Source organism: Sinomonas atrocyanea, from assembly GCF_001577305.1.
Taxonomy (GTDB): domain Bacteria; phylum Actinomycetota; class Actinomycetes; order Actinomycetales; family Micrococcaceae; genus Sinomonas; species Sinomonas atrocyanea.
Window position 1 is genome coordinate 4,117,694 of sequence record NZ_CP014518.1, and the last position, 14,571, is coordinate 4,132,264.

The 14,571-nt window shown below is 68.8% G+C and carries 14 protein-coding genes and 1 pseudogene; 5 read left to right on the forward strand and 10 right to left on the reverse strand.

The genetic code is table 11. From position 1 onward, the window contains the following. Window positions 1-11 precede the first annotated feature (11 nt). The 6 genes from SA2016_RS18900 to SA2016_RS18925 are packed head-to-tail and all read right to left on the reverse strand — an operon-like array spanning window position 12 to window position 5,452. Window positions 12-803 (reverse strand): MBL fold metallo-hydrolase, encoded by a 792-nt coding sequence (locus tag SA2016_RS18900; protein ID WP_066501213.1) that lies wholly within the window; start codon window positions 801-803, stop codon window positions 12-14. A 30-nt stretch (window positions 804-833) separates the two neighbouring features. After that, window positions 834-1,703 (reverse strand): MBL fold metallo-hydrolase, encoded by an 870-nt coding sequence (locus tag SA2016_RS18905; protein WP_141305650.1) that lies wholly within the window; start codon window positions 1,701-1,703, stop codon window positions 834-836. Window positions 1,704-1,741: 38 nt separating this feature from the next. Further along, entirely contained in the window at window positions 1,742-2,797 is a 1,056-nt protein-coding gene (locus tag SA2016_RS18910) for an ABC transporter permease (protein ID WP_066501218.1), read from the reverse strand. Beyond that, the gene (locus SA2016_RS18915; protein WP_084249651.1) at window positions 2,794-3,651 is read right to left on the reverse strand and encodes an ABC transporter ATP-binding protein; all 858 of its coding nucleotides are present in this window, start codon (window positions 3,649-3,651) and stop codon (window positions 2,794-2,796) included. The genes SA2016_RS18910 and SA2016_RS18915 overlap by 4 nt, the downstream gene beginning before the upstream one ends. Further along, entirely contained in the window at window positions 3,648-4,568 is a 921-nt protein-coding gene (locus SA2016_RS18920; protein ID WP_066501222.1) for an ABC transporter ATP-binding protein, read from the reverse strand. Before SA2016_RS18920 ends, SA2016_RS18915 begins: the two co-directional genes overlap by 4 nt. Further along, window positions 4,565-5,452, reverse strand: a complete 888-nt coding sequence (locus SA2016_RS18925; protein WP_084249652.1) for an ABC transporter permease — start codon at window positions 5,450-5,452, stop codon at window positions 4,565-4,567. Before SA2016_RS18925 ends, SA2016_RS18920 begins: the two co-directional genes overlap by 4 nt. A gap of 350 nt (window positions 5,453-5,802) precedes the next feature. On the opposite strand from SA2016_RS18925, the gene SA2016_RS18930 reads away from it, so the two are divergent. The 5 genes from SA2016_RS18930 to SA2016_RS18950 all read left to right on the forward strand — a co-directional run bounded on the left by SA2016_RS18930 (window position 5,803) and on the right by SA2016_RS18950 (window position 10,968). Next, complete coding sequence (locus tag SA2016_RS18930) at window positions 5,803-6,789, forward strand: branched-chain amino acid transaminase (RefSeq protein ID WP_084249653.1); 987 nt, start codon at window positions 5,803-5,805, stop codon at window positions 6,787-6,789. Window positions 6,790-6,795: 6 nt separating this feature from the next. Further along, a complete protein-coding gene (locus SA2016_RS18935) occupies window positions 6,796-7,692 on the forward strand; it encodes an acetamidase/formamidase family protein (RefSeq protein ID WP_066501230.1) in 897 nt (298 codons plus the stop codon). Between the two features lie 14 nt (window positions 7,693-7,706). Beyond that, on the forward strand, window positions 7,707-9,131 hold the full coding sequence (locus SA2016_RS18940) for a dihydroorotase (protein ID WP_066501232.1): 1,425 nt from the start codon (window positions 7,707-7,709) through the stop codon (window positions 9,129-9,131). A 282-nt stretch (window positions 9,132-9,413) separates the two neighbouring features. Continuing rightward, window positions 9,414-9,632, forward strand: coding sequence for a hypothetical protein (locus SA2016_RS18945; protein WP_066501234.1), 219 nt, complete (start codon window positions 9,414-9,416; stop codon window positions 9,630-9,632). Between the two features lie 493 nt (window positions 9,633-10,125). Next, a complete protein-coding gene (locus tag SA2016_RS18950; RefSeq protein ID WP_066502869.1) occupies window positions 10,126-10,968 on the forward strand; it encodes a MoaF C-terminal domain-containing protein in 843 nt (280 codons plus the stop codon). Window positions 10,969-11,018: 50 nt separating this feature from the next. On the opposite strand, the gene SA2016_RS22385 is transcribed toward SA2016_RS18950, so the two are convergent. The 4 genes and pseudogenes from SA2016_RS22385 to SA2016_RS18960 form a co-directional block, all read right to left on the reverse strand. After that, window positions 11,019-11,393, reverse strand: a complete 375-nt coding sequence (locus tag SA2016_RS22385; RefSeq protein ID WP_257125816.1) for an SUMF1/EgtB/PvdO family nonheme iron enzyme — start codon at window positions 11,391-11,393, stop codon at window positions 11,019-11,021. Window positions 11,394-11,482: 89 nt separating this feature from the next. Continuing rightward, window positions 11,483-12,016, reverse strand: a pseudogene (locus tag SA2016_RS22690) (SUMF1/EgtB/PvdO family nonheme iron enzyme); the annotation flags it as partial. A gap of 65 nt (window positions 12,017-12,081) precedes the next feature. Next, window positions 12,082-13,719 carry a sulfatase family protein gene (locus tag SA2016_RS18955; RefSeq protein WP_066501237.1) on the reverse strand — a complete coding sequence of 546 codons (1,638 nt, stop codon included), beginning with the start codon at window positions 13,717-13,719 and terminating at the stop codon, window positions 12,082-12,084. Continuing rightward, entirely contained in the window at window positions 13,716-14,528 is an 813-nt protein-coding gene (locus SA2016_RS18960) for an ABC transporter ATP-binding protein (RefSeq protein WP_066501239.1), read from the reverse strand. The genes SA2016_RS18955 and SA2016_RS18960 overlap by 4 nt, the downstream gene beginning before the upstream one ends. Window positions 14,529-14,571: the final 43 nt, after the last annotated feature.

Genomic DNA, 14,571 nt, shown 5'->3' on the forward strand with positions numbered 1-14,571 from the left:
GAGGCCGGGGGCTAGTACCGGTAGGCCTGCTTGTGGCCGGCCCGGATGATCGGCTCGACATCGCAGATATTCGTGATGACGTTGCCGTGGGTGGGCGCGACGGTGGTCACGCCGAGCTCTTCGACGAGGCCGAGCACGCGGTCGTAGACGGCGTCGGCGTCATTCGCGAAGCGGGCCCAGTAGAGCGCGCTCCCGGTGAAGAAGGCCGCGTTCTCCACGGCCACGGGACCCGCGAGCTCGTCCGTCGTGAGACCGCATTCGCCGGGGAGGTGCACCGGGTCCTCGTCGTCGAGTTCCGGACGGTGCATGTAGCAGAAGCCGTCTGCGGTGAAGAGCACACCGGACCGGGGCACGAAGCCCCACTGCGTGTTCGGCAGGTCGCGGATGAGAGCCTCGACGATGAGGAATTCGTGTCCGCCGAGGTCGATGCTCTCGCCCGGAACGCGGGCCTGGAGGCTCGCCTCGATCTGCGGGTAGAACAGGTGGTAGTCACGGGTATCCCCCACGATCTGGACCTTGGGGTACTTCTGGACGAGCCTGGGCAGGTTGCCCGTATGGGGAAGCTCCGGGTGGGTGGGGAACACATAGTCCAGTTCCCGGTCGCCGAGGAGCTCGTCGAGCTTCTCGGAGATGATGGGCCAGCTCGAGGGGTTGCCCGTGTCGACAAGGAGCGAGGCCGTCTCGCCCTGGACCAGGAACGTCGAGTTGTGGCCGTGGATGACGCGGCCGTCGATGTTGAACGGGAGGCATGAGCTCAGCCAGGTCACGCCGTCTGCGACGCTCCGCGGGAGGTCGCTGCTCATTGTCTCAACAAGTTCTTCCACTGTGTCCTCCTAGCCGGCCTGCGGCACGAGTGCGGCGTGCTGCGGTTCGAGGGCCTTGAGCATGAAACCGAGGTGGCGGCGCACCACGTCGCGGCCGCGCAGCACGCATCCGCGCGAGGGGGCGATGATCTCCGGGTCGAGCTCGTCGAACTTGGCCGCAATCCAGTCCCGCAGGGGTTCGCGGTTCGCGCGCGGCAGCCATTCGTACTTCGCGAAGAGGTGGCCGGCCACCTGTTCGGCGGTCGTTGCGTCCTCGGTGGTCGAGTCGATGACCCGGGTTCCGTCCGGGCGGTCCATGACGCCGTGGGTGAACGTGTCCGAGGTGAAGAGGGCCCCCGTCTCAGCGTCCCAGCCCCAGAACGTCATGAGCAGGCGCAGGAGGGGCGCCTCGATCTCGAGCGTCCGGCCCGGCGCGACATCGATGGCGGCCGAGCGCGCGAGCGAGTCGCCGTGGCTCGTGCGCTGGGCGTCGATCTGGCGGCGGCGGCTGCGGAGGCCGGCTCGGGCGAGGTCCTCGAACGCGTCGAACGGATTGATGACTCCGCCGGTGAAGAGTCGCTCGACGTCGAACCTGCGCACGAGGGGCTCGAGGTTGGAGACGCAGTCCATCTCGGCCCTGGTGAAGAAGACCGAGAGTCCGGCGCCCTCGCCGATGAGGGAGGCGAGGTCTCCGAGGATCTCGTCGCCGTGGACAGCCAGGCCCGAGTCGACGAGAAGTCGGGGGGCGTACTCGCCGCCCTCGGCCCCAGGCTCCGAAAGCAGGTAGCAGTTCGAGGGCTGGAATCCCCGCGACTGCGGGGGGACCCAGCTCACACGGCCATCGAGGGGGATCAGCCCACCGAGGACGACCAGCCTGTCGTTCTTTAATGTAGTGAACATGTCTTCAATCTATTGAGGCAGAGGTGGGGTGTCAAGGGTCACACGCGGGGCGCGGGCACCCTCTTGGAACGGCGCAGCGGGCGGATGGCGAGGCCGCGCGTCCTGGGGTCGAGCAGTGTGATGAGCACGTCGAGCACCACGTACCCGAACAGGCTCGTCGAGCCCATCACCAGCACGAAGCCCTGGATGACGGGCAGGTCTCCCTTGAGCACGCCGTCGAGGGACCACCCGCCTACGCCTGGCCACGAGAACACGCTCTCGACGATCGCGGCCCCGCTCAGTGCGGCCGCGAACAGCAGCACCATGTACGTCATGAGGGCGGCGCGCACATCGCTCAGGGCGTAGCGGTACACCTGGACCGGCCGGAGTCCGCAGGCCTTCGCGAACTCGATCTGGGGCGAATGGAGGATCTGCAGGAGACCCGTTCGGACTGTCTTCCCGAAGGGGGCGGCGAAGAACAGGCCCATCGTGACGACGGGGAGCACGGCCCGGCTGGCGACCGAGCCGAGGATCTTCCAGTTCCCCGCGATCACGGCATCCACGAGCACCGAACCCGTCACCTTGGGGGGCGGGATGTCGGCACTCGCGAGCATCCCCAGGGGCGCCGGCGCCAGATGCAGCTGCTGGTAGAAGATGAACAGCAGCACGAGGGCGAGCACGAATTCGGGCACTGCCATGAGCACCGACACGCCGGCGGTGAAGGCCTTGTCGGGGAGCCTGCCGCTGCGGTATGCGGCGAAGGTGCCCATTCCGATGCCGAGCAGGAGCGCGAGGGCCAGGCCCGGGACGAGATAGACGAGGGTGTTGGGCAACCTCGTCCAGAGCTCCTGGGCGACCGGGGCTCCGGTGAAGAACGAGTGGCCGAGGTCGCCTCCGAGCGTGCGGGCGAGATAGTCGACGTACCGGTCCCAGAGGGGTTTGTCGAGGCCGAGCTCGGTGTGGATTCGGGCGATGTCAGCGGGGGTGGCATAGTCGCCGAGGAGTGCAACGGCGGGATCTCCAGGGAGGAGCGAGACGAGGCCGAAGCTCAGCGTCACGAGGCCGAGGAGCAGGCCGAACGCGATGGCCAGTCGCGAGGCGATGTACCGGATCATGCGTTGGCCCCCTTGGTGGGGATGGGGCGGGCGCCGCCGTCCGGTGAGACGAGGGCGCTGCCTTCGGCGGCTGGAACGTAGGGCAGCGGCGGCATCGCTGCCGCCATGAGGGCTTGCGTGTAGTCCTCCCGCGGGCTGTCGAGCACCTCCTGTGAGGGGCCGGACTCGACGAACCGGCCGCGGTGCATGACCGCGACGCGGGAGCAGAAGTGGCGGACGGTCTCGATGTCGTGCGAGATGAAGACGTAGGTGAGTCCGCGGGCCCGCTGCAGCCGGGAGAGCATCCGCAGGATCGAGGCGCGGATCGTGAGATCGAGCGAGGACGTCGGCTCGTCCAGCACGACGATGCTCGGATCCGTGACCAGGGCCCGTGCGATGCCCACGCGCTGCTGCTGGCCGCCGCTGAGGTTCGCGGGGCGGCGCTCGAGGAATTCGGCCGAGAGCCCGACTTCGCCGAGCGTCCTCTCGACCTTCTCGAGACGCGCTGCGCGGGACCCGCCGAGCTTCGCGACGATGAGCGGCTCCTCGACGATCTGGCGCACCGTGAGGCGGGGATTCAGCGACGCGAACGGCTCCTGGAACACGATCTGCCAGCGGCGGCGCTTCCGTCGCAGCACGCGCGGCGGGAGGGCACGCAAGTCCTGCCCCTCAAGCAGGATCGTGCCTGAGTCAGCCTCATGAAGCCTCACGAGGAGGCGCCCGAGGGTCGACTTCCCGGAACCGCTCTCGCCGATGATCCCGAGGCACTCGCCGGGCTCCACATTGAAGGAGATGCCGTCGACTGCCGTCACGGTTCGGCCCTGGGGCGTCTGGAATGTCTTGCGAAGGTCCTTCACCTCGATGATGGGCATCATGCGCCTCCTGTCTCAGACAGCGCTGCCTCGGCCTGCCGCGTCCTGGAGGCGGCTTCGGCGGACGGGCCCCCACGGAGGGGCCAGGCCAGCCGCTCCCCCGGCCGCTCTCTGCGGTCGGTTCCGGGGGGCTCGATGGGCCCGGTGACCGAGCTGAGCAGTGAGGCGGTGTACGGGTGCCCGGGCGCTGTGAAGACCTTGGAGACGGGCCCCTCTTCGACGAGCTTCCCTTGGTACATCACCAGGACGCGGTCGCAGTACTCCGCCACGACGCCGAGGTCGTGGGTCACGATGAGCATCGACCGTCCGCTCCCGCTCGTGAGCCGACGCAGCGTGTCGAGGACCTGGCGCTGCACGGTGAGGTCGAGCGCCGTCGTCGGCTCGTCCGCGATGACGAGCCGTGGGTTGAGGTAGAGGGCCATGGCTATGACGACTCGCTGCGCCATCCCGCCGCTGAGCTCGTGCGCGTAGCCGCGGATCACCCGCTCTGGATCGTTCACGCCGGTGGCCTCGAGGAGGCGGAGCGCCCGGTCGCGCGAGGCGGCGTCGACGCGCACGCCGTGTGCCTTGGCGATGTTCGCGAACTGCCTCTCGAGCCGCAGCACGGGGTTGAGGGCGCTGAACGGATTCTGGGCGACGAAGCCGATCTCCTTGCCCCTGATCTCGCGCATGCGCCGCTCGGACAGCTCGAGCAGCGGCCGGCCGCCGAAGACGACGCTTCCCTCGGCCACGCGCCCGGGGGGCACGAGCAGCCGCGTGATCGATCGGACGACGGTGGATTTGCCGGACCCGGACTCGCCCACGACGCCCACGATTTCCGTCTCCCCCACGTCGAAGGAGATCCCGTGGAGGGCGCGGACCGCGTCTCCACGGCCTGCGAATTCGGCGACGAGGCCGCGCACCTCGAGCGCCGCGGTCATCGTGCACGCTCCACGCGCTCGATGCGGTTCTCGAGCGCGCCCGCGAGGATGTTGAGCGAGCCGATGGCGAGGACCATCGCGGCCGTCGGGAAGGCCGAGGCCCACCAGTCGCCGCGGATGAGCATGCTGAAGCCATCCGAGATCATCCCGCCCCAGCTCGGCTGCGGCGGCTTCGCCCCCACGCCCAGGAAGTTGAGGGCGGCGATCGTCCCGAGCGCATTCGCCGCCGTCAGGGTCGCCTGGACGAGCACGACGCCGTAGGCATTGCGGAAGATGTGGTTGAACGCGATGCGAAGCGGGGAACAACCGGTGGCGACAGCAGCCTCGACGTAGCGGGCGGAACGCAGCGAGAGCGCCGCCGCCCGCGAGAGCCGCACGAAGCGGGGCGCTCCGACCACTGCGATCGCCACGACGACGTCGAAGACTGTGCCGCCCATGAGCTGGATGCCCACGACGGCGATGACGATCGTGGGCAGCGCCGCAAACGCATCGACGACCCGCATGAGGACGTCGCCGACCCTGCCGCTCGTGGCGAACAGCCCGAGAGGGACGCCGACGGCAAGCGCGAGGGCTGTTGCCCCGACGGCGATCGGGAGGTCGAGCTTCGCCGCCTCGATCGTGCGGGAGAACACGTCCATCCCGTTGCCGTCCGTGCCGAACCAGTATGTCCCGTTCGGCGCCACCGCGATCGCATTGGGATCCGGCCTGAGGGGGCTGTGGGGATAGGGCAGGACGAGGGCCAGGAGCGGGAGGCCGATGACCACGGCGGCCGCCAGGGCCGTCACCGCAAGGTGGGACCGTGAGAGAACCTCTGCCCTCCCCCTCCTCGCCCAGTCGGCGACGCGCAGTCCCGGAGAGGTGCGGGGAATCCCCTGAACGCTCATGGGGCGTCCTTCGGGGTCGAGGCACGCACTCCGTTGTGCATGCGCGAGTGGGGGGCCGACACCTGGGACATGCGGGCTCCTCGTCCTGAATGTCGCGAGAGTTTGAGCATGAATCGAAGCACCATCACTTTATTGAATAGGCAGTCTTCAACTTTGGAAAGGGGTTGGCATCCCAGCGGGGCGCCTTAGCCGGTCAACCGGCGATTATTCCGCCTTGTTACGGAAGATTGGCACCGGGAGAGTCTGAAAGGAATTCACAGAACCATTGACACCGCCCTGTGATCATCTTCAATATAGTGACACACACCATACGTTGTTGAAGTTGATCTGGGAAGAGGAGCACACGAGAGATGTCGACGCTGCGTGAAGAAGCGCCCCTAACCTCGCCCGCACCGGGCCCGGCAGCACCGAAGGGCGGTCCCGCGGTGCGCTATCTGCTGCGCGACGGTGAACTCGTCGAATACGACGACGCCCGACTGCACGTGCTCAGTACAACGCTCAAGTACGGAGTCGGGGTCTTCGAGGGCTTCCGTGCCTACTGGAGCCAGGACGACCAGCAGCTGTACGCATTCCGGGTGGGCGACCACATGCGCCGGCTTGTGGACTCGATGCGCGTCGTGGAGATCGACGGGCCCCAGGACACCGACGCCCTGAGCGAGCAGCTGCTGGGACTCGTCCGTGCCAACGGGCTGCGCAGCAACCTGCACATGCGAGCCCAGGTCTTCGTCGACTCGAGCGACGGCAAGCCCGAGGACACGGGGCCGGCGACCGTCTTCATGGCTGCGATCCCTATGGGCAATTACTTCGGGTCCACGGGCCTCGCCATGCAGATCAGCAGCTGGGCGCGCCTATCGGACCGCTCGATGCCGCCGCGCATCAAGTCCATCGCGAACTACCAGAACGGGCGGCTGGCCATGCTCGAGGCACGACGGAACGGCTACGACGCCGCGCTCCTCATGACCGAGTCCGGGCATGTGGCCGAAGGCGCCGGCTACAACGTCTTCATGGTCCGCAAGGGCAGGCTGTGCACGCCACCCACCACCGACAGCATCCTGGAGGGCATAACGCGGGACAGCGTCCTGCACCTCGCACGCACCGAGCTCGGACTCGATGTCGACATCCGGCCCATCGACCGTACGGAGCTCTACTCTGCCGACGAGGTCTTCGTGTGCGGGAGCGCGGCCGAGGTCAACCACGTCACATCCGTGGACCGGACGCCCATCGGGTCCGGCGCCGCCGGTGAGATCACCGGGCAGATCCGGCGGCTCTACCTCGACGCAGTGATCGGTCGCGCGGCGGCCGATCGAGGCTGGGCCCAGCCCGTCTACGACGGGTAGGACACCGTGGCCACCCCCCTAGCCGGGCCCTTCGCCCACGCTGGCTTCGATCATGCCTCCGCTGTCTTCACCGCCCTCGCCGAACCCGTCCTCGAAGTCGACCAGGCCGAGCTGTTCACCCTCGGCACGCGCAGCCTGTTGACCGGCGGCTTCTTTGAAGCTGGTGAGTTTGAGAAGTGCTCGATCCCGGTGACCGGTCCCGTCCTGGTCCGCGGCGTGCGCCCTGGCGACGCGCTCCGCGTCGACATCCACGGCATCCGAATCGCGGACCGTGGGGCCATGGTCACGCTGCCGGGACGGGGTGCGTTCAGCGAGCCGCTGAAACCCTTCGGGCACATCGTTGCGATCCATGACCGCGAGGTTCGCTTCGCCGACGGCGTCTGCATCCCCGTGCGCTCCATGGTGGGCAAGCTCGGCGTCGCGCCTGCTGATGGCGCCCCGAGCTCGAGCACCGTTGGCCCCTACGGGGGCAACATGGACTGCAAGGACGTGACGGCGGGCTCAGCCGTCATCCTGCCCGTCCAGACCACCGGCGGCCTGCTGTTCGCGGGCGACCTCCACGCTGCACAGGGCGACGGTGAATGTTCCCTCACGGGCGTCGAAGTGGAGGGCTCGGTGACGCTCTCGTGCCGCGTGCTTCCAGGCGTCGCCATCCGCCGGCCCGTCGTCCTCTCCGGCGGGCGCGTCATCACGATCGGCGACGGCGACGACCTGGATGAGGCAGCGAGAGCGGCGCTCGACGCAATGCTCGACCTCGTCGTCGCCGACCGCTCATGGCCGCGAGAAAAGGCCGCGATGCTGCTCAGCGCAGCCGCCGACGTAGCGGTCTCGCAGCTTGTCAACGCACGCGCGTCCGTCAAGGTCAGCCTCGCCGAACGCTACTTCCTGCACCCCCCCTTCTAGCTATGGAGGCTCCCATGCTCGATCTCCTGCTCACGAACGGCCTCGTCGTCACCCCCTCGGGCGCCCGCCGCCTCGACATCGGCATCGCGGGGGGCACCATCGCCTCCCTCACCGCGCCCGAGTTCGGAGCACCGGCCACGGCCCGCCGCACCGTGGACCTCCGCGGACAGCTCGTCGTGCCCGGCGGCGTCGACCCCCACGTTCACACCAACAGCGTCCTGCCGACCGCCGCGGACAGCGGCATCAAGTGCTTCGGCCCCGACCGCGTCAGCGAGGGCGCAATCTACGGCGGGACCACGACACTCGTTGACTTCGCGCACTGGAAGCCAGGCGACGAGCTGTCCGAGTCCTTCGCCCGCAAGTCTGCCGAATGGGCAGGGAGCAGCTTCACCGACTACGCCCTGCACGGGACGTTCAAGGAACCCGAGATCCCTTTCGAAGTGCTGGAGCAGATCCCGGACGCCGTCGCCGCCGGACACGGGAGCTACAAGGTCTGGATGACGAACACGACCCCGACCAGGCCGCGGCAGAAGACCGACCTCGGCAACATGTGGGGCCTCATGGAGCAGACCGCCGCGGCCGGCGCCATGCTCGCCGTCCACGCCGAAGACGACGACATCGTCATGTACTCCTACAAACGACTCGAGCGCACAGGGCAGACCGGTCTCGAGTACATGTCCCACGCGCACAACAACCTCTCTGAGAAGCTCTCGTTCCAGCGGGCCATCACACTCGCCGAGCACGTGGGCGCACCCATCTACCTCATGCACGTGAGCGCGCGCGAGGGCGTCGACGCGATCCGGGAGGCGCGCGGCCGCGGGCTCCCGATCTACGGCGAGGTGCTCCCGCACTATGCGCATTTCACCGCCGAGGACTACCGACAGGAGAACGGCGCGATCTATCACACCTACCCGTCCCTCAAGTCAGCCGATGATCGCGACTCGATGTGGGACGCGCTCCTCGAGGGCGTCCTGAGCACCCTCGCGACCGACGGCGTGTGCACAGACCTCGACGTCAAGACGCGTGGGAAGACGATCTTCGATGCCACCGGCGGCCACGCAGGCGTCGAAATGCGCATGGCTGTCGCATACACCGAGGGCGTCACGAAGAGAGGGCTCGACCTCACGCGATTCGTGGACCTCACATCGGCCAATGCCGCCAAGATCCTCGGCCTCTACCCGCGCAAGGGCGCGATCGCCATCGGCAGCGACGCCGACCTCGCCATCCTCGACACCACTGAGGCCCGCGTCGTCACCGCGAGCGATCTGCACGAGGCAGACTACACACCGTGGGAGGGCTACGAGGTAACCGCATGGGCCACCATGACCGTCCTCCGCGGACAGATCATCGTCGAAGACCGCGAGCTCAAGGCCGGCCCACAGGGCCACCGCCTCGAGCAGCGCGTCTCAAGCGACGTCAGGAACCGGCCCGCGTGCTGACAAGGAGGAAACGATGAAACGCCGAACGACGCGAGCCGAACTCACCCTGGACACCACAGGGACGACCCACACCGCCAACCACTGCCCGCCAACAGGCCGCCCAGCCCCCTCGGCGTTCGGGCCGGCCCCAGTCATCCGCGAGGACTCCCCCATGCCTCCCCAAGGGCAGCCCAAAGCCCAGACGACCCAGGACAGACCCTGCGAAACCTCGGCCTGCAGTCGAGCATGCAGCCGCTGCGCAGCCTCTCGTCCCTCAGCCGCAAAGCCAAGGAACGACCTCCCGTGAGCACGCAGCAGCCGGGCCACCTTATCGAGATCAGGGTCGAATCTCGAAGGAACATGGAATATGAGCTCGAGCAAGCCGTACGGACCCTGCGGGAACGAGCGGAACAAATCAAAGACCGAGGAATCCTCGTCACCCGACGCTCTCCCCAGGACTTCACCATCGAACTGCACCCAGACGTCCCCTACGGGCTCACGAAGGAGCTTCAGAACTGGTAAACCGCCAGCTCCCGGGCAAGGCGCTCGAGCATCTTGCTGCCCCAGGGCTCCGCCGCCTGCCGGTCCAAAATGGTCCGCCCGATTCCCCAGTAGAGCTCAAATCAGCGCGGTAATCAGCACACAGCTGGAGCATTGGGGAGCTGAGGTATTGGGCGCCTCTGGCCTACACAGATGATCTGGCTGGGAGTGGCCACCGGAGGCCCCGCCTCCTGTCCCTGACCCAAGAATCCGCCTTGTCTCAAGCGGCTATTTGATGTCGTGCCCGAATCGCGTCCGCGAGCGTTTGCTCACCTCCCATCAGAGCGGACTGGAGCGCCGTTCTGCGTGCGGTCGAATGGCGGGGGACGGGTCCTGGCGCAGGAAGTTCGCGGTCGGACAAGCTCTCCGCGTCCAGGGTCAAGCTCTCCGCGTCCAGGGTCAAGCGGTCAGTTCCCGGGGGGCGGCAGACTGGGTGGACTCGGCCTTGTGCCGCGGAACTCATCAGGAGCAGACCATGTCCCTGCCTATTGCCCAGTCGCACGTCAACGTCTACTCGGATCCTTCGACCTGGCTCCCCCTTGACGGGCTCGCCCCGGGGTTCGATGCCGCCAAGGCAGCGCCCGCCCTTACCCTGGAGGGCCGTGAAGTCGCCCTCGACGACGGATCCCGGTACCGGTTTGCGGACGGCCACGTCGACTGGAGCGTTGGGGAAAGCAGGGGGCGCGCCTCCTACGAGGCGTTCGAGGTCGACGAAGGGCTCCACTACGTGCAGTACGCGGTAGAGGGTGGCGGGACTGCCGGGGGCGGGGAAGCGACCGAGGCGGTGTCGCTCGTCATTGATGCGGCCCGGGGGTGGGCGCTGCGGGTGACGTCGGAGATCGTGGGCGCGGCCCCAGGCCGGACTGCCGTCGCGCAGCGGTTCGACACGGCGGCGCTCGTCGGGGCGGTTCCAGTGGGCGAGGCGCCGGCCCCGTCGGCCGACCTCGTCGGACGGCGCGTCCTGTGGGTCTACAGCGGCGAGCACGCGTACGAGCATGCGTACCTCTCGCCCGGCCTCTACACATGGCAGTGTCTGGCCGGCCCCGAACGCGGCCTGGCCGACACCGACGAGTGCACGGTCTACCAGGTGCGGCCCGGCATCTATGTGTTCGCCTGGAGGGAGAAAGTCGTCCCGTGCGCGTCGGTGACGGTCGCCGACCATCGCCGGCTGGGCGCGATGCGTTCCCACGGGGTGCTGTTCGGCCGCGACGGATCCGGGGAGGGCACTGTGCACTTCACGTTCGGCGCCCACGGCCGGCTGCTGAGCCAGACCGTGCACCCCGCCGAGTTCGATCCCGCGCGTCCCGAGCAGGGCTGACAGGACCGGCCATCATGAGGGGGCCAGCAGGTTGCACGCACGGTGGCGCGTCAGCGCGCCACCGTGCGGAAGCCGCAGTTGCCGCTCGAGGAATCGGGGGTGCTGGAGCTGCGTGCCGCGACGCGGTACCGGTTGCAGTACGAGTGGTGGCACAGGTAGGAGCCGGGAGCCTCCCCGCATGACCCGCGCCGTTCCGCGGGCCGGACCGGTTGGTGCGGTCTGGGGCGACTGGGCGTAGTAGACGCGGAGAACCAGTCGGCGCACCATTCCCAGACGTTGCCGCTGGTGTCCCACAGGCCGTGGCCGTTCGGGGCGTAGGAGCGCACAGGCGGGGTCCCGATCCAGCCGTCCTCTGCTGTGTTGACGGTGGGGAAGGTGCCCTGCCAGATGTTGCAGCGGTGCTCTCCGTCCGGCACGAGCGGCATCGTCTCCCCATGGGTAGCGCGCCCCAGCGAGGCCGCCGCGCGACGTACTCCCACTCGGCTTCGCTGGGGAGCCGGCGGCCGGCCCAGCGGGCGTAGACGAGCGCGTCATGGTGGGAGAGGTGCACCACGGGGTGGTCTGGGAGGTCCCGCCACGAGGAGCGCGCCCGGCAGGGTGCGCCCAGTCTGCGCCGCGGACCGTCTACCACCAGTGCGTTGCCGGCGACGGGGCCGAGCACCGTGTCCGTCGGTGAGTCGACGAGCAGGTGGAACACCGCAGAGCCCCCGAGGTTCTCGGCGTCCGTGCCGTAGCCGGTCGCCTCGATGAAAGCGGCGAACTGGGCGTTGGTCACCGGCGCGGTGTCGATCCGGAAGCCTTCGAGGGCTACCCGGTAGACCGGCCGCTCGCGGTCCGCCCGGTAGCCCTCGTCGAAGTGGCCCCCCCATGAGGTGTGCCGCTGCTGGGATCCACACGTCGTCGTGCACCGGGGCCGAGGAGCGGGCGCGACGTGCCGGTGGTGCGGCGCCAGTCTGGGCGCCGGGCGACTCGGCGGCGCCGGCGCCCGAGGCGGATGACGGCGGTGCGCAGCACCGCGGCGCCTCCTCCTCTGCCGACTCCCCCGCAGGGGAGGTCACCGTCGGCCGTGGGAGCTCGCCCGGCATCGGATGCCTCCTGTCCTGTAGTCCCAGACTATGCGGCGGCCGTGGGCGCAGTTCCCTCGTCGGCAAGGACCGCCATCTGCGTCACGAGCGCTTCCGTGAGGCGGCGCTCCAGACCGGCGTGCTCGGGGCGGCCGGCAACATTGTGCAGCTCTCCCGGGTCCTGGGCATGGTCGTAGAGCTCGACCTCGCCGGCGCCGAAGTAGCGGGTGAGGCGTCCCTCGCGGGTCACCACGGTGCGCATCCGCACCGGTCCCGGCAGACCGGGCAGGCCGAACGGCTGGTCCTCCTCGATGAGGAGGGCGCAGCGGTGGACGTCCTCGCCGCCGTGGAGGATCGATGCGAACGACCGTCCCTGGATCCCCCGGAACTGGTCTGCGCCGGTGAGCTCCATGAGGGTCGGCACAAGGTCTGGGCTCGCCACGAGCGCCCGGCTCCTGCCTCTCCCCCGGTGCTCCGCGGCGCCTGGGAGCGCCACGACGAGCGGCACATTGGTGACGGCCCGGTAGTGGCAGAAGTGCTTGAGCATGAGGCCGTGGTCTCCGAAGAGGTCTCCGTGGTCGGCGGTGAACACCACGATCGTGTCCTCGGCGAGGCCCTGGGCTTCGAGCTCGTCGAGGATGCGGCCGATCTGCTCGTCCATGAGCGTGATCAGCCCGTACTGCGCGGCGGCGGCGTGCCGGTACTGCTCGGCGGTGGCCGCCCACGTCATGGTCGGGTCGGTCCCCGGTTCCCCGCGGCGCTCCACCATGTGGCGAATGTGGCGGGGCGAGTGCGAGTGGTCCTGGTCGAACCCGACTGGAAGCGGGATGCTGTCCGGATCGTAGAGCGTGTCGTAGCCCGCGGGCGGCGAGAAGGGGTGGTGGGGGTCGGGGAACGAGACGAACAGGAAGAACGGGGCGTCCTGGCCCGCGGCATCCTTGAGGTGCTCGACCGCCTTCTCCCCGATGTACGCGCTGGGGTGCAGCTCTGCTGGGACGGCGGTGCGGTACACCTGGTCCCACCCGGGGTAGACCGCCTCCGAGCCCTGCGGGCCGCCGACGGTGTCGGGGTCGAGGCCCCGCTCTCTGGCCCAGTGGAGGTAGTGCCCGCCGGGGTGGTCGCCGTGCCCGATGACCAGGTCCACATGCGAGTACCCGTAGTAGTCGGACGGGAGCGGCACGAACCGGGCCTCGTGGGCTTCCCGGTCCTCCCACCGGTCCCAGCCCTCTCCGCTCCCGCGCGGGCGGGCGTCCTGGGCGGTGCTGTCGAGCAGGAGGGGGGCGGTGGCGAGGATCTCGGCCTGCTGCTCGGGCTCGAACTCCCAGCCCATGTTCTGGTGGTGCAGCTTGCCGACCGCGAGGGTGCGGTACCCGGAGTCGGCGAGCGAGCGCATGAGCGTGCGCGAGGCGGGGTCCAGGGGGATGCCGTTGCAGCGGGTCCCGTGGGAGGAGGGCCACCGGCCCGTGGCGAGGGAGGCTCGGTTGGGCATGCAGGTCGGGTTGGCCACGGTCGCGTTCTCGAACACCACGCCCCGCCCGGCCAGTGCGTCGAGGTTCGGGGTCCGCACGACCGTGTTGCCGCCGAAGCCCAGATGGTCGGCCCTGAGCTGGTCCGCGACGATCATGAGGACATTCGGGCGCCGTCCGGGGGGCGCCGCGGGTCCGGGTGCGCCAGCTGCGGCTGTCATGCTGGCCTCTTGATGAGCGAGAGGACTTCGGTGCGCTGGGCAGCGAACTCGGGCAGCGAGCGGGTGGTGATCTGGTCCCGCGGGGAGGGCAAGCCGACGTCGACCACCCGCAGCACTCGTGCCGGCTTCGACCCGAGCACGACGACGCGGTCGGCCAGGTACACGGCCTCGTCGATGTCATGGGTGACCACGAGGATGGTCATGCCGAAGTCCTGGCGGATCTTCAGGCACAGGTCCTCAAGGTCGAATCGGGTCTGCGCGTCGACTGAGGCGAAGGGCTCGTCCATGATGAGTATCTCGGGCCGGTACGCGAGGGCGCGGGCGATGGCGACGCGCTGCTGCATGCCGCCCGAGAGCTGCCAGGGGTACTGGTCTTCGGCGTGCGAGAGCCCCACGGCTTCGAGGGCCTGGTCGCAGCGGTCCTTGAGCTCGGTGCGCGCCAGGTGCAGGTGCCGCAGCGGCAGGACGAGGTTCTTCCGGACGGTGAGCCAGGGCATCAGGGACCGGCTGTAGTCCTGGAACACGAGCGCCATCTCCGGCGGCGGCCCAATGATCGTCCGGCCGTCGATGCGCATCTGTCCCGACGTCGCGGGGTGGAGCCCGGCGAGGCACTTCAGCAGCGTCGTCTTGCCGATGCCGGAAGGTCCGACTATGCAGACCACTTCGCCGGCATCGACGCTGAAGGTGAGGTCCTCGATGACCGTCTTGGCGGTCGCGCCTGTGCCATAGGCCTTGCGCAGGTGGTCGACCTCGAGGCGTGCGCGCCCGGTGTCGTGCCTTGTCGTGGTCTTCACGGGGGTGGTGTCCATGGAGTGGCCTGTCTGGGAAGAAGTGGGAGACGGTGCGGGCAGC